The 18,137-nt window shown below is 70.2% G+C and carries 17 protein-coding genes and 2 riboswitches; of the genes, 15 read left to right on the forward strand and 2 right to left on the reverse strand.

Features of this window, described 5'->3' with window-relative positions; genetic code table 11:
• Positions 1-4: 4 nt before the first annotated feature.
• A complete protein-coding gene (locus tag ASE95_RS05845) occupies positions 5-1,225 on the reverse strand; it encodes an NAD(P)/FAD-dependent oxidoreductase (protein WP_056632624.1) in 1,221 nt (406 codons plus the stop codon).
• Positions 1,226-1,372: 147 nt separating this feature from the next.
• Positions 1,373-1,599: riboswitch (cobalamin riboswitch) on the forward strand.
• A gap of 172 nt (positions 1,600-1,771) precedes the next feature.
• On the opposite strand from ASE95_RS05845, the gene cobW reads away from it, so the two are divergent.
• The 6 genes from cobW to cobJ are packed head-to-tail and all read left to right on the forward strand — an operon-like array spanning position 1,772 to position 9,280.
• On the forward strand, positions 1,772-2,809 hold the full coding sequence (gene cobW / locus ASE95_RS05850; protein ID WP_056632627.1) for a cobalamin biosynthesis protein CobW: 1,038 nt from the start codon (positions 1,772-1,774) through the stop codon (positions 2,807-2,809).
• Positions 2,810-2,816: 7 nt separating this feature from the next.
• Positions 2,817-6,089 carry a cobaltochelatase subunit CobN gene (cobN, locus tag ASE95_RS05855; protein WP_056632629.1) on the forward strand — a complete coding sequence of 1,091 codons (3,273 nt, stop codon included), beginning with the start codon at positions 2,817-2,819 and terminating at the stop codon, positions 6,087-6,089.
• A 2-nt stretch (positions 6,090-6,091) separates the two neighbouring features.
• Positions 6,092-7,189 (forward strand): cobalamin biosynthesis protein CobG, encoded by a 1,098-nt coding sequence (locus tag ASE95_RS05860; RefSeq protein WP_443025434.1) that lies wholly within the window; start codon positions 6,092-6,094, stop codon positions 7,187-7,189.
• The gene (locus ASE95_RS05865) at positions 7,189-7,818 is read left to right on the forward strand and encodes a precorrin-8X methylmutase (RefSeq protein ID WP_056632634.1); all 630 of its coding nucleotides are present in this window, start codon (positions 7,189-7,191) and stop codon (positions 7,816-7,818) included. Before ASE95_RS05860 ends, ASE95_RS05865 begins: the two co-directional genes overlap by 1 nt.
• On the forward strand, positions 7,815-8,540 hold the full coding sequence (gene cobI, locus ASE95_RS05870) for a precorrin-2 C(20)-methyltransferase (RefSeq protein ID WP_056632637.1): 726 nt from the start codon (positions 7,815-7,817) through the stop codon (positions 8,538-8,540). The genes ASE95_RS05865 and cobI overlap by 4 nt, the downstream gene beginning before the upstream one ends.
• Complete coding sequence (gene cobJ / locus ASE95_RS05875) at positions 8,537-9,280, forward strand: precorrin-3B C(17)-methyltransferase (protein WP_056632641.1); 744 nt, start codon at positions 8,537-8,539, stop codon at positions 9,278-9,280. Before cobI ends, cobJ begins: the two co-directional genes overlap by 4 nt.
• Here the strand turns inward: cobJ and ASE95_RS05880 are convergent.
• Positions 9,256-10,005 (reverse strand): cobalt-precorrin-6A reductase, encoded by a 750-nt coding sequence (locus tag ASE95_RS05880; protein ID WP_056632644.1) that lies wholly within the window; start codon positions 10,003-10,005, stop codon positions 9,256-9,258. The two genes, cobJ and ASE95_RS05880, sit on opposite strands and share 25 nt — an antisense overlap.
• Here ASE95_RS05880 and ASE95_RS05885 point away from each other — a divergent pair.
• The 9 genes from ASE95_RS05885 to ASE95_RS05925 all read left to right on the forward strand — a co-directional run bounded on the left by ASE95_RS05885 (position 10,004) and on the right by ASE95_RS05925 (position 17,761).
• A complete protein-coding gene (locus ASE95_RS05885; protein WP_056632646.1) occupies positions 10,004-11,212 on the forward strand; it encodes a bifunctional cobalt-precorrin-7 (C(5))-methyltransferase/cobalt-precorrin-6B (C(15))-methyltransferase in 1,209 nt (402 codons plus the stop codon). The two genes, ASE95_RS05880 and ASE95_RS05885, sit on opposite strands and share 2 nt — an antisense overlap.
• Complete coding sequence (locus ASE95_RS05890) at positions 11,194-11,574, forward strand: cobalamin biosynthesis protein (RefSeq protein WP_082449580.1); 381 nt, start codon at positions 11,194-11,196, stop codon at positions 11,572-11,574. The genes ASE95_RS05885 and ASE95_RS05890 overlap by 19 nt, the downstream gene beginning before the upstream one ends.
• Positions 11,571-12,356 carry a precorrin-4 C(11)-methyltransferase gene (gene cobM / locus ASE95_RS05895; protein ID WP_056632650.1) on the forward strand — a complete coding sequence of 262 codons (786 nt, stop codon included), beginning with the start codon at positions 11,571-11,573 and terminating at the stop codon, positions 12,354-12,356. The genes ASE95_RS05890 and cobM overlap by 4 nt, the downstream gene beginning before the upstream one ends.
• Positions 12,353-13,660 (forward strand): cobyrinate a,c-diamide synthase, encoded by a 1,308-nt coding sequence (locus ASE95_RS05900; RefSeq protein WP_056632654.1) that lies wholly within the window; start codon positions 12,353-12,355, stop codon positions 13,658-13,660. Before cobM ends, ASE95_RS05900 begins: the two co-directional genes overlap by 4 nt.
• Positions 13,657-14,382: a uroporphyrinogen-III C-methyltransferase gene (cobA, locus tag ASE95_RS05905; RefSeq protein WP_056632657.1), complete on the forward strand. Its 726-nt coding sequence runs from the start codon at positions 13,657-13,659 to the stop codon at positions 14,380-14,382. The genes ASE95_RS05900 and cobA overlap by 4 nt, the downstream gene beginning before the upstream one ends.
• The gene (gene cobF, locus ASE95_RS05910; RefSeq protein WP_056632659.1) at positions 14,379-15,140 is read left to right on the forward strand and encodes a precorrin-6A synthase (deacetylating); all 762 of its coding nucleotides are present in this window, start codon (positions 14,379-14,381) and stop codon (positions 15,138-15,140) included. The genes cobA and cobF overlap by 4 nt, the downstream gene beginning before the upstream one ends.
• On the forward strand, positions 15,137-15,778 hold the full coding sequence (bluB, locus tag ASE95_RS05915) for a 5,6-dimethylbenzimidazole synthase (RefSeq protein ID WP_056632662.1): 642 nt from the start codon (positions 15,137-15,139) through the stop codon (positions 15,776-15,778). Before cobF ends, bluB begins: the two co-directional genes overlap by 4 nt.
• 31 nt (positions 15,779-15,809) lie before the next feature.
• The gene (locus tag ASE95_RS05920) at positions 15,810-16,220 is read left to right on the forward strand and encodes a DUF1636 family protein (protein WP_056632664.1); all 411 of its coding nucleotides are present in this window, start codon (positions 15,810-15,812) and stop codon (positions 16,218-16,220) included.
• A 78-nt stretch (positions 16,221-16,298) separates the two neighbouring features.
• Positions 16,299-16,530, forward strand: a riboswitch (cobalamin riboswitch).
• Positions 16,531-16,693: 163 nt separating this feature from the next.
• The gene (locus tag ASE95_RS05925) at positions 16,694-17,761 is read left to right on the forward strand and encodes a HoxN/HupN/NixA family nickel/cobalt transporter (protein WP_056632666.1); all 1,068 of its coding nucleotides are present in this window, start codon (positions 16,694-16,696) and stop codon (positions 17,759-17,761) included.
• Positions 17,762-18,137: the final 376 nt, after the last annotated feature.

Below are 18,137 nucleotides of genomic sequence, written 5' to 3' on the forward strand. Positions count from 1 at the left end.
GCAGTTACCTGGCCAGCGACTTCAGCGGCACTCCGGGATCGGCCAGTGCCGCGGGCGCAACCCGCCGGCCGAGCAGCGCCCTGCCCTGCACGTAGTCGCGGGTCGCATTGACGCAGTCCAGAGCGAGCACTTCGCCGTTGCCGAGGTAGACCACCGAGAAGCTGCCGGTGGCCGGATCGCCGCGCACGATCTCCTGATCGAAGCCGCCCGACAGCCCGACCGTCTGGAGGTTGAAGTCGAACTGGTGCGACCAGAACCAGGGCACGGCCCGATACGGCTCTGGGTTCCCCACGACCGCTTTCGCGACGGTTCCCGCCATATCATTGGCATTCTGCACCGATTCCAGCCGGAGTGCCCTGCCCTGCGCGAAGCGGTTCTCGTGAAGAGCGCAATCGCCGATCGCGAACACATCGGGCAACGACGTTCGGCCATGATCGTCCACCGCCACGCCGTCGCCGCCATCGGCACCGGCCGCGATCAGTGGCGCGATGTTCGGGACGATGCCGATCCCGACAAGCACTAGCTCGGCCGGAACCACCTCGCCATCGTGCAGCCTGACGCCGCCAGCACGACCGTCTGCCTCGACGATGCTGCGAACCTGTGCGCCCAACCGGACGTCCACCCCGCGCTCACGATGCGCCTGCGCGAAGAAGCGTGACAGGAGGCCGCCGGCCACGCGCGCAAGCACGCGGTCCTGCGCCTCCAGCACCGTCACCGCCTTGCCCAGCTTCGTCAGCACCGCCGCCGCCTCCAGCCCGATATAGCCGCCGCCGACCACCGCGACGCGCGCGACGGCGGGCAGTTCGGAGATGATCCGGTCGACATCGGCGCGGCTGCGCAGGGCGTGAACACCGGGCAGGTCGTGCCCCTCGCACGTCAGGCGGCGCGGCTGGCCGCCGGCCGCCCAGATCATTCGCCCATAACCGATCGCCTCACCGTCTTCCACCGTGGCGACATGCGCGGCGGCGTCCACCGCCACGACACGCCGCCCAAGCAGCAGATCGATGTGACGCTCGATCCAGAACGACGCCGGGCGCAGCAACAGTCGCTCGAACGGCTTGGTCTGTTGCAGATAATCCTTGCTGAGCGGCGGGCGCTCGTACGGAAGCTCGCCCTCTTCGCCGACGATCGCGATCGTCCCGGCATAGCCGCGCTGGCGCAGCACGGTTGCCGCCTGCGCCCCGGCGTGCCCGCCACCGACGATCAGCACATCGTACCGCATCATCGTCTTTCTTCCTTCTTGCTGGTCAGCGGATGCCGGTCTCCGGGTGCTTGTCGCGGAGGATCGATGTCAAGTCATCGTCAACTGGGCGCGAATGATGAATTGGCAAGTGGCCGCCGCAAAGGTAATGCGGGCACGAGGGCCGTTCCGGCTCTCGATGATCGCGCCGGTGCCCCGAAAGGGGCTTGAATGGGAATGCGGTGCGGGGTTCGCCCCAAATCCGCGGCTGTCCCTGCAACTGTAAGCGGCGAGCGAAGGCGTCATGCTCCCTGTCGGAGCGGCCACTGGGACGGTGCATCCGCGGATGCCCGCCTGGGAAGGCGATGCCCCAGCTTTGACCCGCGAGCCAGGAGACCTGCCGGCGATAAGGTCGCTCTTGCTTCGGTCCAGGGGATGGCCGCGGCACGGTTCTCCGTCTGAGCGACGAACCTGTGTGGCTGGGGCCGCATCGGTGCGCGTGGCGGAGGGCATTTCGGCGCCCCGACGACAGCGCGCGCCGGCCGACATGTCGGTCCCCGCCGGTCGCTGCGCATGCCGAGGGGGGAACACATGTCCGATCTGTCAAAGGTGCCCGTCACCATCGTCACCGGCTTTCTTGGGGCAGGCAAGACGACGCTCATCAGCCACCTGATTCGTCAGTCCGCCGGGCGCCGGCTGGCCGTCGTCGTCAATGAATTCGGCACACTGGGGGTGGACGGCGACATTCTGAAGGGGTGCGCGATCCCGGATTGCCCCGCCGAGAACATCGTCGAGCTGGCCAATGGCTGCATCTGCTGCACCGTCGCGGACGATTTCATCCCCACCGTCGAGACGCTGCTCGCGCTCGATCCGCGTCCCGATCACATCCTGATCGAAACCTCGGGACTTGCCCTGCCCAAACCGCTGCTGAAGGCGTTCGACTGGCCGGCGATCCGGTCGCGGATCACCGTAGACGGCGTGATCGCGCTGGCGGATGCGGAGGCGGTGGCGGCCGGTCGCTTCGCCCCCGACGTGGCGGCGCTCGACGCGCAACGCGCCGCCGATTCCAGCATCGATCACGAGACCCCGCTGTCAGAAGTGTTCGAGGACCAACTCGCCTGTGCCGACATGGTGCTACTGACGAAATGCGACCTTGCCGGACCGGACGGCATCGCCGCCGCGCGCGCGGTGATCGCGGCCGAAACCCCGCGCGTGCTGCCCGTGATCGAACTGATCGACGGCGTGATCGACCCGCGCGTCGTGCTCGGCATCGGTGCCGCTGCGGAGGGCGACATCGCCGCCCGCCCGTCGCACCACGATGGCGAGGACGATCACGAGCATGACGATTTCGACAGCATCGTCCTGGAACTCGGCGAGATTGCCGCGCCGGACGATCTCGCCGCCCGGATCGAGGCGCTTGGCGACGGTGGCGACGTGCTGCGCGTCAAGGGCTATGCCGCGGTTGCGGGCAAGCCGATGCGGCTACTGGTACAGGCGGTGGGCGCACGGGTTCGCACGCATTACGATCGGCCGTGGCGCAACGACGAACCGCGTGCCACCCGGCTGGTCGTGATCGCGGAACGCGACCGGCTGGAGCCCGCCGCCGTGCGGGCCGCGCTGGAGGGCTGATCCCGCGATGCACGTCGTCTTCCGCGAAACCCACGGGCTGGAGGAGAGCGCATCGCCACGCGATCTGGGGCAGGACGCCGCCGATCTCGTGATCCTGTCATTCTCCGACAGCGATCTCGGCGCGTTCGCTGCCGGGTGGCGCAGCGCCGTGGCCGATGCGGGCACGGCGGCCATGCCCAGCCTGCGGCTCGCCAATCTTGCCGAACTGACCCATCCGCTGTCGATCGATACCTATGTCGAACGCACGCTGTCCGGCGCGAAGGGCATCCTGATCCGGTTGATCGGCGGCGCGCCTTACTGGTCCTACGGCCTCCAACAGGTGGAGGCGCTCGCCCGGCGGCAGGGCATCGCGCTGGCCGTCGTGCCGGCGGACGGCCGCGCGGACGAACGGCTCGACGCGGTGTCCACCGTGCCGCCATCGACGCTGCACCGGCTGGCACAACTTTGCGATGTCGGCGGGGTCACCGCAGCCCAAGCGGCGCTGGCGCAGTTCGCGCTGGCCTCGGGCTGTTATGTCGGCCCCCTAAAGGGCGCACGCGCGGTCGCAACGGTCGGCGGATGGCAGGCGGAGCGCGGCGTGGCCTGCCCCGCCGCCTTCGCGCTGACCGCATCGCGCCCGCGTATCCTGATCGTGTTCTATCGATCATATCTGACGGCCGCCGATCTCGATCCGTTCGCGGCGCTGCAAGCGGCGTTCGAGGCGCGGGGCTATGACGTCTTCGCCCTGTTCGCGCCTTCGCTGAAGGATATGGAGGCTGCGCCGTGGCTGAGGCGCTGGCTGGTGGCGCTCACACCGGCAGCGATCGTCAACGCCACCGCCTTTTCCGCCAAAGACGCAACAGGAACGACGCCGCTGGACGATGCCGGGGTTCCGGTGTTCCAGGTCGCGCTCGCCACCTCGAACCGGATGGCATGGGCAGCGGCCCCACGCGGCCTGTCACCGGTCGATCTCGCGATGCATGTCGTCCTGCCGGAGGTCGATGGCCGGGTGTTCGCGGGCGTGGCGAGCTTCAAGGACGACGCGCCGCGCGATCCGCACCTGCAATTCGCCCGTCGCGAACACCGCGCCGATCTGTCGCGGATCGCGGCGATCGTCGCCCGTATCGACGGCTGGATCGTGCTGGGGCGGACCGCACCGGCGCATCGGCGGCTGGCGATCGTCCTGTCGACCTATCCGGGCAAGGCGCATCAGATGGCGCATGCGGTCGGGCTCGACGCGCTCGCCTCCGCCACCGCGATCCTGCACGACATGGGCGAGGCGGGCTATGCTCGGTCGCCCTGCCCTGCCGATCTGGCGAACGCGCTGGCGACGCAGGCGCTCGACTGGCCGCTCGCAGATTACCGCGCGGCGCTCACGACGCTGCCTGACGAATTGCGGGCGGAGCTTTTCGCGGTCTGGGGCGAGCCAGAGGACGATCCCGCCGTCAGTGACGGCCGGTTCCGCTTCGCCGCATTCGATCTGGGCGGAACCGTCGTCGCTCTGCAACCCGAACGCGGCGGCTCCTCAACGCGCACCGAAGAATATCACGATCTCTCGCGTTGCCCGCGCCACGCCTATGTCGCCTTCTACCTGTGGCTGCACGCACGCGGCACGCACGCGCTGGTCCATGTCGGGGCGCACGGCACGCTCGAATGGCTCCCCGGCAAGGCGGTCGCGCTGTCGGGTGCCTGCTGGCCAGAGGCGCTCACCGGCGCCCTGCCGATCGTCTACCCCTTTATCGTCAACGATCCCGGCGAAGCGGCGCAGGCCAAGCGGCGGATCGGCGCGGTGACGATCGGTCACGTCCCTCCGCCGTTGAAGCGGGCCGATCGCGGTGCGGGTCTCGGCCGGCTGGAAGCGCTGCTGGACGAATTCTCCAATGCCGACGGCCTCGATCCACCACGTCGGGCGCGGCTGCGCGCCGACATCCGCGACGAGGCGCGGGCAATCGGGCTGGACGGCGCGCTCGGCCTGGATGCGGCGCGTTCCGATGCGGAGGCGATCACGCGGATCGACACCTTCGTGTGCGACGTGAAGGACAGCCAGTTCGGCGACGGGTTGCACGTCTTCGGCCGCGACGAACAGGGCGCAGCGGAGCGTACCGGGCTGCTCGCCGCGCTGGACGGACGCCGGGTGCCCGCGGGGCCGTCCGGATCGCCGTGGCGCGGGCGGCGGGACGTGCTGCCAACCGGGCGCAACCTCTACACCACCGATCCCCGCGCGGTGCCGTCCCGTTCCGCCCATGCGCAAGGGATGCGGCTCGCCGACGAATTGCTTCGCCGCCACCTGCAGGATCACGGCGATTACCCCCGTACGCTCGTCATCGACCTGTGGGGATCGGCGACGATGCGCACCGCCGGCGAGGAGTTCGCCATGGCGCTCCACCTGCTGGGCGCGGAGCCGGTGTGGGACATAGGATCTGAACGCGTGACCGGGATCGAGATCCTGCCGCTCCTGCTGCTCGATCGCCCGCGCATCGACGTCACGCTGCGCGTGTCCGGCCTGTTCCGCGACGCTTTCCCGACCCTGTGCGCGATGTTCGGGCAGGCGGTCCGTGCGATCGCCGCCCGCGACGAGCCGAACGATCGCAACCCGTTCGTCGGCACCCCTGCCACATCGCGGGTCTTCGGTCCCGCGCCGGGCCGCTACGGCATCGGGCTGGGCGATGCGGCGGACACTTACACGGCCGAGGCGCGCCGATCCGCCGGCGACGCATGGCTGGCCGCGTCGTCGCACGCCCTCGACGGATCGCAGGAGTGCAACGATCCCGCCGGCCTGCGTGCCCGCGTCGCCGCCGCCGATCTGTTCGTCCATGTTCAGGACCTGCCCGAAACCGACCTGCTGCTCGCCGCCGATTACGCCGCGCACGAAGCCGGCTTCTTTGCGGCTCAGGCCGTGACGGGCGGCAGCGCCAGCGCCTGCCACCTCGACGCGACCGATCCCGATCGCCCCCGCGCCCGTCCGCTTGCCGAGGAGATCGCCCGCGTCGTCCGCGCCCGCGCCGCACACCCCGGCTGGATCGCAGGCATGATGCGCCATGGCTTTCGCGGCGCGGCGGAGATCGCCGCGACGCTCGACCATCTCGGCACCTTCGCGCATCTGGCCGGCGCGGTGACGGCCGAGTCGTTCGACCTCTATTTCGACGCGACGCTAGGTGACGACGATGTCCGCGCCTTCCTCGCCGCCGCCAACCCCGCAGCGCTTGCGGCGATGGAAGCGCGGTTCGCGGCGCTGCACGCGGCAGGCCTGTGGCAGACACGGCGCAATTCGATCCTCGCGCGCATCGGCGACGCGGCATGAGCATGGTCCGTGGCTGGTGCCCCACCGCATGGCGGCCGATGGCGGCCGGCGACGGCCTGCTGGTGCGCGTCCGGCCCCGCCTTGCCCGGCTGGACCGCGACGGGATGCTCGCTTTATGCGCCGCCGCCGCGCGCCATGGCAACGGCCAGATCGACGTCACCAACCGCGCCAACCTCCAGATCCGCGGCGTGACGGATACGACATGGCAGACGCTGTTGGCCGATCTGGTGGCGCTCGACCTGATCGATGCCGATCCGCAGCGGGAAGCACGCCGTCAGATCCTCGTCGCGCCCGACTGGTCGGCCGGTGACGACACGCACCGCATCGCCACAGAACTGGAGCGCCGCATCGACGAGTTGCCCGCACTACCCGGCAAGTTCGGCTTCGCGATCGATGCCGGACCCGCACCGATGTTGACCGGTGCGCCCGCCGACCTCCGCCTGGAACGCGCCGCGTCCGGCACCCTGATGCTGCGCGCGGACGGCCGCGATACCGGCATGGCCGTCGCGGCGGGCGGCGAGGTCGATGCGCTGATCGCGCTCGCCGACTGGTTCGTCGCCACCGGCGGCCACGAAGCCGGACGCCTGGCGCGCCATATCGTAAGCCTTCCCTACTGGGCCGCTGGTGACGATTACCCCGCCACGCCCGCAAAATCGCTGGTCACCGGACGTCATCCGGTCGGCGCTGCGCAGCCCCTGCCGTTCGGCAGGATCGACGCCGAAACTTTCGGCGCGGCGCTCGACGCCAGCAGGGCGTTTGCCGTCCGCACCACCCCATGGCGCATCCTGTTGATCGAGGGCGCCGACTGCGCCCCCGCGCCGGACCCGCTCGCCGCCGTCGACGCCTGCGTCGGGGCACCCGCCTGCCCGCAGGCCAGCGTGGAGACGCGCGCGCTCGCCACCCGGCTCGCTCCCTTCGTGGCGGGCCGGCTGCACGTGTCGGGCTGTGCGAAGGGTTGCGCGCGCGCCGCTCCCGCCGCAATCGTGCTCACCGGCCGTGATGGCCGCTACGATCTCTCGTTCGACGGACGCGCCGGTGCGCCGCCCGCGCATGGTGGTCTGGACGCCGCCCACATCCTCCAGCGCTTCGGAGCCGCCTGATGCCCCATGTCTATGAGACAGACGGCGCCGCCATCTATCGACAGTCCTTCGCCACGATCCGGGCTGAGGCCGCACTGGCCCGGTTCGACCGTGACGAGGAAATCGTCGCGGTACGCATGATCCACGCCGCCGGGCTGGTCGAACTGGCCGGGCATATCCGCTTTTCGCCGGGCTTCGCGACGATCGCGCGCGCCGCGCTCGAGGCAGGCGCACCGATCCTGTGCGATGCGCGAATGGTGACGGAGGGGATCACCCGCGCGCGCCTGCCCGCCGACAATCCGGTGATCTGCACGCTGCATGCACCCGAAACGGTCGCGCTCGCCCGCGCGATCGGCAACACCCGCTCGGCGGCGGCGCTGGAATTGTGGCGTCCGCATCTCGCCGGAGCATTGGTGGCGATCGGCAACGCGCCCACCGCCCTGTTCCATCTGCTCAACATGCTCGAAGACCCCGATTGCCCCCGCCCCGCCGCGATCATCGGCTGCCCGGTCGGGTTCGTCGGTGCGATGGAATCAAAGGCGGCGCTCTGGGCGGAACAGCCCGTGCCCTGCGTCATCGTCGAGGGACGCATGGGTGGCAGCGCGATCACCGTCGCCGCGATCAACGCACTGGCGAGCCGCGCCGAATGACGCCCGGAACCATCCACGGCGTCGGCCTCGGCCCCGGCGCGCAGGACCTGATGAGCGTCCGGGCCGACCGGCTGGTGCGCGGTGCACGCCATGTTGCCTTCTTCCGCAAGGCGGGACGTGCGGGCCATGCGCGCCGCATCGTCGATGGCATGCTCCGCGACGATGCGGTCGAGTTCGCGATGGAATATCCGGTCACGACCGAAATCCCGGTCGCCGATCCGCGCTACAACGCGTGCCTGAGCGCGTTCTACGCCGATTGCGCGCGCCACATCGGCACGCTGGCGCAGGCGGGCGAGGAGGTCGTCGTGCTGTGCGAAGGCGATCCGTTCTTCTACGGATCGTTCATGCACCTCCACAGCCGGCTAAGCGGGATCGTGCCGGTGCAGGTCGTCCCCGGCATCACCGGCATGTCCGGCGCATGGACCGCCAGCGACAGCCCGATCACGTGGGGCGAGGACGTGTTGACGGTGTTGACCGCAACCCTGCCCGAAGCCGACCTCGCCCGGCGGATCCGCGACACGGATGCGCTGGTGGTAATGAAGATCGGCCGTCACCTCGGCAAGCTGCGCCGCGCCGTCGCCGCCGCCGGGCGTCTGGACGCCGCGTGGCTGGTCGAACACGCCGCCATGCCCGATCAACGTGTCACCCGGTTGGTCGACGCAGACGGAATCGCGCCCTACTTCGCGATCCTGCTGATCCATGGCCAGGGACGCCGTCCATGACCGGCTGGCTGGCGATCGCCGGACTCGGCCCCGGCGACGACGCGCTGGTCACGCCGGAGGTCACCGCCGCGCTTCGCGGGGCGACGGATGTCATCGGTTACATCCCGTATGTCGCGCGCGTCGCCGCGCGTGACGGGCTGACGCTCCACCCGTCCGACAATCGCGTCGAGATGGATCGCGCCCGCCACGCGCTCGGCCTCGCGCTCGCCGGGCACCGCGTCGTCGTGGTGTCGTCGGGTGATCCCGGCGTGTTCGCGATGGCGGCTGCGGTGTTCGAGGCGATAGAACACGGCCCGCCGGCATGGGCGGCTCTGGACGTGCGCGTGCTGCCCGGCATCACCGCGATGCTCGCCGCCTCCGCCCGCGCCGGTGCACCGCTCGGCCATGATTTCTGCGCGATCAACCTGTCGGACAATCTGAAGCCGCAGGCGACCATCGATCGCCGTGTCAGGCTGGCGGCGGAGGCGGATTTCGCCATCGCCTTCTACAATCCTCGCTCCCGATCACGCCCCGACGGCCTGATCGCGGCGCTGGCGATCCTGCGCGACACGTGCGCGGACCAGCGCCCGGTGCTCTTCGCCCGCGCGGTCTCGACCCCGGACGAACATCTGCACATCGTCGCGTTGCGGGACGCGCGTGCCGACATGGCGGACATGCGAACCGTCGTGATCGTCGGGTCCAGCCGCACCCGCATGGTTCCGGGAACCCGCTTCATCTACACGCCGCGGTCGGCGTCATGACCGATCCAGCGCAGCACCGCCGCGACGTCATGCACCTCGACCCGCTCGGGCACGGCCGGTCGGTCGATCATGACGACCGGCAAGCCAAGCTCGCGCGCGGCGATCAGCTTGGCCTGCGCCCCCACGCCACCGGCGTTCTTGCAGACCACCAGGTCGATCGCATGCGCCCGCATGAGCGCGCGGTCGCCCGCGACCGTGAACGGTCCGCGATCGACGACCAGCCGGTGGTGCGGAAGTGCGACGGTCTCGCGCGGTGCATCGACGAAGCGCAGCAGGTAACGATGCTGCGGCTGAGCGGCGAACGCCTCGACGTGCATCCGCCCCAGCGCCAGCATCACGCTGGCAGGAGCGCCGGTCAAGGCCGCGGCCGCGCCGGGGATGTCGGCGACACGGGTCCAGCGGTCGCCCGCCTCCGCCACCCAGCCCGGCCGGGTCAGCACGATGTGGGCGACGTGCGCCTGCGCGGCGGCCGCGACCGCATGCGCGCTCATCTGTGCCGCAAAGGGGTGCGTCGCATCGACAAGGTGGCTGACGTCTGCGCGCTGCAGCCAGGCGACCAGCCCCGCGACCCCGCCGAACCCGCCGACGCGCACCGCCACAGGTTGCGCCTTCGGGTTCGCCACGCGCCCGGCATAGCTCAGCGTCGCGCGGATACCGCGCGCGGCCAGCGCGGTGGCGACGGCGCTCGCTTCGGTCGTGCCGCCAAGGATCAGGACGTGGGTCATGGCTGAAGGGGTCGGCAATCCGTGGCTGACGATCGTCGGGATCGGCGAGGATGGACCGGCCGGCCTGTCCGCCGCAAGCCGCGATGCGATCACGCGCGCCGACTGGCTCACCGGCGCGGCGCGGCATCTGGCGTTGCTGCCCGATCCGGGGTGCCCGGCGACGCCCTGGCCGGTGCCGTTCGCGGACGGCATCGCGCCTCTGCTCGCACGGCGCGGCAGCCGGGTGGTGATGCTGGTATCGGGCGATCCGTTCTGGTTCGGGGCGGGCTCGGTCGTCGCGCGTCACCTGCCCCCCGACGAGTGGGTGGCGCACCCCGCGCCCTCTACCTTCACGCTCGCCGCGGCGCGTCTCGGCTGGGCGGTCGAGGACACGCGCTGTCTAGGCCTGCACGCCGCGCCGTTCTCCCGCCTGCGGCCCCATCTCGCCCCCGGCCGGCGCATCATCGCCACGGTTCGCGACGCAGCCGCGGTGGGCTCTCTCGCGCGCTACCTGAGCGACAACGGGTTCGGCGACTGCGACCTGTGGGTGTGCGAGGCGCTCGGCGGCCCGCGTGAGCGCATTCGCCGCAACGACGCCGCGACCTGCACGTTCATCGACATTCGGCATCCCGTCGCCGTCGCCATCGCGGTCGCGGGATCGGGTGCGATACTCCCCGCCGCCAGCGGCCGACCGGACGAATGGTTCGCGCACGACGGGCAGATCACCAAGCGGCCGGTCCGCGCGCTGACCCTCTCCGCACTTGCCCCCCGCCCCGGCGAGCTATTGTGGGACATCGGCGCGGGTTCGGGATCGATCGGCATCGAATGGCTGCTCGCCGACCCCGCCAACCAGGCCGCGGCCTTCGAGGCCCACCCCGGCCGCGCGGTTCGCGCGCGCGCGAATGCCGACGCGCTCGGCATGGATCGCCTGCTCGTGATCGAGGGTCGCGCGCCCGACATCCTCGCCGGTCAGCCCGCGCCGGATGCGGTGTTCATCGGCGGCGGCCTGTCCGGCACTTTGCTGACGTGGCTATGGGCGCATCTGCCGCCCGGCACCCGGCTGGTCGCCAACGCGGTCACGCTGGAATCCGAGGCGCTGCTCGCGCAATGGCAAGGTGAGAAGGGCGGCCTCCTGATGCGGATCGAACTGGCGGACGCCGCGCCGATCGGCACACGGCGCGGCTGGCGGTCGCATTATCCGATCGTGCAATGGAGCGTGACGCTGTGATCGTCGCCGGCTTCGGCTATCGCAGCGGCGCGACCCCGGCGTCGCTGCACGCCGCCTTGGCGCTGGCGCAGGCCGGGCACGCCCCGGTCACCGCATTGGCGGCCCCGGCCGACAAGGTCGCGTCGCTAGCCACCCTCGCCGTCACGCTGGCGCTTCCCGTGATCGCGATCTGGCCTTCGGACCTGCGCACGCCGCTCACCCCGACGCGATCCCTCGCCAGCCTCGCCGCGCGCGACACCGGCAGCGTCGCGGAAGCCGCGGCGCTCGCCGCCGCTGGCAAGGGCGCGCGCCTGCTCACGCCTCGTCACATTTCCCCAGACCGGATGGCGACGTGCGCCATCGCCGAAGGACCTCATCGATGACCGTCCACTTTATCGGGGCCGGCCCCGGCGCACCCGATCTGCTGACGCTGCGCGGGCGCGACCGCATCGCCGCCTCGCCTGTCTGCCTCTACGCCGGATCGCTCGTGCCGCCGGCCTTGCTCGACCATTGCCCGCCCGGCGCGCGCATCGTGAACACCGCCCCGCTCTCACTGGACGCGATCGTGGCCGAGATCCAGACGGCGCATGCTGAGGGGCAGGACGTCGCCCGCCTTCATTCGGGCGACCTGTCGATCTGGTCGGCGATGGGCGAACAAGTGCGTCGCCTGCGCGCGCTCTGCATCCCGTTCACGATCACCCCCGGCGTTCCCGCCTTCGCCGCCGCTGCCGCCGCGCTGGAGGCGGAACTGACGCTGCCGGGGTTGACCCAATCGGTGGTGCTGACGCGCACCCCGGGGCGCGCCAGCACCATGCCCCCGGCCGAACGCCTCTCCACGTTCGCGGCCACCGGCGCGACCCTGGCGATCCACCTGTCGATCCACGCGCTGGACCGCGTCGTCGCCGACCTGATGCCGGCTTATGGCTCCGATTGCCCGGTGGCGATCGTCTGGCGCGCGACGTGGCCGGACGAGCGCATCGTCCGCGCGACGCTCGCCACCATCGAGACGGCGGCGGCGGGCGGTCCGGAGCGCACCGCACTGATCCTCGTCGGCCCCGCGCTTGCGGCAGACGATTTCGCCGAAAGCAGCCTCTACGCCGCCGGCTATGATCGTCGCTTCCGCCCGCAGGGCGCGGGATCGCGTTTCGCGGACCCGCAGGCATGACGCCCGGCCTGATGATCGCCGCCCCGGCGTCCGGGACCGGCAAGACGACGGTGATGCTCGGCCTGCTTCGCGCGCTCCGCGACGACGGCGTGGCGGTGCAGCCGTTCAAGAGCGGTCCCGATTACATCGATCCCGCTTTCCATACCGCCGCCAGTGGCCGGCGCTCGTTCAACCTCGACAGTTGGGCGATGCCGGAAGACATGCTCCACAGCCTTGCCGGCCATGCGTGCGACGCCGACCTCGTCCTCGCCGAGGGATCGATGGGTCTGTTCGATGGTGTCGCCAGCGCCGGGGCGACCGGCAACGGTGCCAGCGCCGACGTCGCACGCCGTATGGGCTGGCCGGTCGTGCTGGTCGTCGACGTGTCCGGACAGGCGCAGTCCGCCGCCGCCACCGCGCTCGGCTTCGCGCGCTACGACCCCGACCTGCGGATCGCCGGCGTGATCCTGAACCGGGTCGCCAGCCCGCGCCACGAACGCCTGGCGCGCAGCGGCATGGCGGCGGTCGGCCTGCCGGTCCTCGGCGTGCTTCCCCGTCGCGGCGACCTGACCCTGCCGGAGCGGCATCTCGGCCTTGTCCAGGCGACCGAACATGCCGACCTGGATACCCGCATCGCGGCCTATGCGACCTTCCTGCGCGCGCACGTCGATCTTCCCGCGTTGCGTGCCGCCGCCGCCTGCGCGTCGCGCACTCCGACTGCGCCGTGGCGCTTCGCCCCGCCGGCGCAGCGGATCGCGCTGGCGCAGGATGCCGCCTTCTCCTTCACCTATCCGCACATCCTCGACGCATGGCGCGGTGCCGGAGCCGAAATCCTGCCGTTCTCGCCGCTGGCCGACGAAGCGCCCGGCCGTCATGCGGATCTCGTCTGGCTGCCCGGCGGCTATCCCGAACTCCACGCCGGCCGCCTCGCCGCCGCCGCCACCTTCCGCGCCGGTCTGGTCGATCATGCCCGCACCCGCCCGATCCATGGCGAGTGCGGCGGCTACATGGCGCTTGGCGAAGCGCTGATCGACGCCGAAGGAACCCGTCACCGCATGGCGGGGCTGCTCGGCCTCGTCGCCAGCTACGCGCAACGGCGCATGCACCTCGGCTATCGTCATGCGACCCTGCTCTCCCCGATGGCGGGCCTGCCGGGCGGCACCGCGTTGCGCGGCCACGAATTCCATTATTCGACGATTCTCGATCAGCCGGATACAGCGCTCGCGCATGTCGTCGATGCCGAAGGGACCGCTGTCGCCGAAACCGGATCGTGTCGCGACCGCGTGTCCGGCACCTTCTTCCACCTGATCGCGCCAGCGCAATGACCGGCTTCGTGTCCTTCGTCGGCTCCGGGCCAGGCGACCCCGAACTGCTGACGCTGAAGGCGGTCGCGCGGCTTCAGGCGGCGGACGTGGTGCTGTTCGACGACCTGTCCTCCGGCCCGCTGCTGGGCCACGTTCGCCCCGGCGCGAACCTCGTCGCGGTCGGCAAGCGCGCCGGGCGGCCGTCGCCGTCACAGGCGCACGTCTCGCAGTTGCTGGTCGATCACGCCGCCACCGGGGCGCAGGTGGTCCGGCTGAAGTCCGGCGATCCCGCGATCTTCGGCCGGCTGGAGGAAGAGATCGTCGCGCTGCGTGCCGCCGGCATCCCGTTCGAGATCGTGCCAGGCGTCACCTCCGCCTCCGCCGCCGCTGCCGCCGCCGCGATCCCCCTCACCCGTCGGCTCAGCGCGCGACGGGTCCAGTTCGTCACCGGCCACGACGTCACCGGCGGCCTGCCCGGTGCGCTGAACATGGCCGCGCTCGCCGATGCGGAGGCGACGACGGTGATCTTCATGCCCAAACGGACCTTCACCGCACTGGTCGCGCGGCTGGTAGAGCACGGCCTGTCGCCCGCCACGCCGGCGTTGCTCGCCGAACAGGTCGGCCACCCCGAACAGCGGCTGACCCGCTCGACCATTGGCGCGCTGGCGCAGGCGCTCGCCGCCGACGTCGGCACCGCGCCGGCGCTGATCCTCTACGGTCCGCTGATGGACGATGCGGCATGATCGACCTCCACCTGATCGGGGTCGGCACCGGCAATCCCGATCACCTCACGCGGCAGGCAGCCGTGGCGATGAACGCCGCCGACCTGATCCTGCTGCCCCGCAAGGGCGACGCCGCGTCGGACCTGATCGATCTGCGCCGGACGCTGTGTGCCACCGCATTGACGCGGTCGGTCCGCATCGTGGAATTCGACCTGCCGGTCCGTGCCGCGACCGGAGACTATCTGGCCGCCGTGGGCGACTGGCATGACGCCATCGCCGCGGCGTGGGCGACCCAGATCGCCCGACACCTTCCGGATGGCGGACGACTTGCGCTGCTCGTGTGGGGCGACCCGTCGCTCTACGACAGCACTCTCCGCATCGCCGATCGGCTGCGTACGGGCGGCATGGCAATGCGGGTCCATGTCGTTCCCGGCATCACAAGCCTTCAGGCGTTGACGGCGGCCCATGCGATCCCGCTCAACGCGCTGGGCGCACCCGTCGTCATCACCACCGGCCGCCGCCTGCGCGAGGGTGGCTGGCCGATCGCGGCGGACAATGTCGCGGTGATGCTGGACGGCGATTGCGCCTTCACCACGCTTCCGCCGGCCGAAATCGCGATCTGGTGGGGCGCGTATCTGGGCATGACGCACGAAGCGCTGATCGCCGGTCCGCTTGCCGACGTCGCCGCGCGGATCGTTGCGCAACGCGCTGCGCTCCGCGCCCGACATGGCTGGATCATGGACACCTATCTTCTGCAACGCGCGGGCGTCGCGGCATGATGCCGCCGCTCTTCGACGCCGACTTCGTCGTGCGGTTGGACGAGCTGTTCCGATGGCGACGCGATGTCCGGCATTTCGACACGCGACCGATCCCCGACGCCGATCTGCACGCGCTGCTCGCCACCGCCGCCAGCGCCCCGTCGGTCGGCAATGCCCAGCCGTGGCGCTTCGTTCGCATCCGCTCCTTGCCCTTGCGGCACCGCCTCGCCGCGCATGTCGACGCCAGCAGCCGCACCGCCGCAGCCGCCTTCGCCGATCCCATCCGTCGCGATGGCTATGCGGCGTTGAAGCTTCACGGCCTGCGCGAGGCGCCCGAGATCCTGGCGGTGTTCAACGACGACGATCCGGCGGCGGGCTACGGCCTCGGCCGCGCAACGATGGCGGAAACGTTGCGTTATTCCACGGTCACCGCGATCCACACGCTGTGGCTGGCCGCCCATGCGCGTGGCTATGGGCTGGGCTGGGTATCGATCCTCGATCGCGACGTGGTCACCGCCATGCTGGACGTGCCCGCCGGCTGGTCGTTCGTCGCCCTGCTGTGTCTCGGCACGCCGCTGGCCCCCTCCGACGTTCCCGAACTGGAACGCCGCGACTGGCAGGCACGCGAACCGATCGCCGATCGGATGTTCGAACGATGACCTGTTTCCTCCCACGAAGGCCCATGACCCGATGCTGACCCCGGTCGATGACACGCTCGCGATCGTCGCGTGCAACACCTGCCGCTTCGCACCCGACCAGCGTGAGAACGGGAGCGGAATTCGTGGCGGCGCGGCATTCGTCGCGGCGCTCCTGGCGGTCAGGGCCAGCGACCCGCGCTACGCGGGCATCGCGGTGCAACAGATGCCATGCCTGTTTTCCTGCACCGAACATTGCTCGGTCCACCTGCGCGCGCCGGGTAAGGTCGGGTATCTGCTGGGCCGCTTCCAGCCGGACGAGGATGCCGCGCGGGCGTTGCTCGACTATGCGCTGGCATACGGCGAAAGCGAGCAGGGCCGCGTCCCGTTCAAGCAATGGCCGCAAGGGGTCAAGGGTCACTTCATCGCCCGCCTGCCGCCCGCCGGGTTCGTCACGGACAGCTGACGGGTGGCGATGTCCGCTTGCCCGCTGCCGGTCGTTTCGATAGTCGGTCGGTCGAGGTTCACGGTCCATCGGACCATGCGCCTCATGATCGCGCCGGTGCCCCGCAAGGGGCTTAAAAGGGAACGCGGTAAGGGACCCGTCCCGAAGCCGAGGCTGTCCCTGCAACTGTAAGCGGCGAGCGCGATGCACAACGCCCCGATCGAACGGGGCAGCCACTGGGTCGGGCACGCATGCGTGATCGTCCTGGGAAGGTCGTGCATCGTGGCGTTGACCCGTGAGCCAGGAGACCTGCCGGCGTGGGTCGCTCTTGCCCTGGCCCAGGGGTTGGCCGCGGCACGGTGAAGTCCGTCGAGCGACGAAGGTGCGGGGGGCCGCACGGGCAGGCGTGCCGGTCGCGATGGCGTCCGATCGGCGCGACTGCCGCCGTTCGCACGGAAGGCCCGCCGCGTCGTCCGACGCCCGGGGAATCACGCATGCCACTTACCGACGAAGGCGAACCGGCGACGATAGCGCGGGCGACCGGCCCGGCCCGGCTCAGAACGCGTATCGGCATCTTGTTCGCACTGCTGTTGGCCGCAAACCTCGGTGCATGGTTATGGGCTGGGAGCCTGTTCCATGCGGCGCCCGCGATGCTCGCGACGGCGTTGCTGGCGTGGACGCTGGGGTTACGCCACGCCGTGGACGCCGATCACATCGCGGCGATCGACAACGTCACCCGCAAGCTGATGCAGGATGGTGCCCGCCCGATCGGTGTCGGGCTGTGGTTTGCGATCGGGCACAGCGCCGTGATCCTGATCGCCTCGGTGGCGATCGCCGCCACCGCCACCGCGCTGGCCCGTTTCGAAACGCTCAAGGCGGTGGGCGGCGTCATCGCCACGCTGTTTTCCGCCGGGTTCCTGTTCGCCATCGCAGCGATCAACCTGATCATCCTCCGCTCGGTCTGGCGCACGTTCAGGCATGTCCGCGCCGGCGGAGACTATGACCAGGACGATCTGGACATGCTGCTCGCCGGACGCGGCCCGCTCTCGCGCCTGTTCCGTCCGCTCTTTCGTCTGATCGACCGGCCGTGGCACATGGCCCCGCTCGGCTTCCTCTTCGGGCTGGGTTTCGACACCGCCACCGAGATCGCGATCCTCGGCCTGTCCGCCGCACAGGCGGGTCAAGGCTTCTCACTCGCCGCCGTGCTGGTGTTTCCGGCGTTGTTCGCGGTCGGCATGGCGCTGGTCGATACCGCCGACGGCGTCCTGATGCTGGGTGCCTATGAATGGGCGTTCGTCCACCCGATCCGCAAGCTCTACTACAACGTTACGATCACGGCCGCTTCCGCGCTGGTCGCGGTGATGATCGGCGGCATCGAAACCGCAGCCCTGCTCGCCGACAAGCTCGAGCTGTCCGGCGGCGTATGGGACCTCGCAACGGCATTGGGAAGCCGCTTCAACATGCTGGGATTCATCATCATCGGTCTGTTCGGTGCGGCCTGGCTGGTCAGCTTCGCCGTCTATCGATGGATGCGGTTCGAAGATCGTCCGATTCGCGGATAACCGAACGGAACCGTCGCGCCCGCCGGTCGCCGGCCTCAGGCTCGACCTTCGCGCCGCCAGGGCCGCGCCTGTACGCGAGTGACGCCGCCTCGTTCACCGGGCGGCGGGGCGCTGACGCCTGCCCTGCGGCGGGCGGGGACGGCGACCAGGCGATCACGTGCCCACCATCATCGGCGCAGAAGCCTCCGCCAACAGGCGCAACTGAGGCAAACCGTTCACAAAAAAAGATTTTATAAGTAAGATTTAACCGAACTCGCTCAGCTGAAGCGTTACGTTCAAGAAATAAAATAACGAAATATATCGAGATGACACTGACGTCACGGTACATTTTTTCAAACAGCCGTCGCGATCCCAAACGGAGCAGCTTTCAAGCTAT

The sequence above is a fragment of the Sphingomonas sp. Leaf231 genome (genome assembly GCF_001421995.1).
In the GTDB taxonomy this organism is placed as follows: Bacteria; Pseudomonadota; Alphaproteobacteria; order Sphingomonadales; family Sphingomonadaceae; genus Sphingomonas.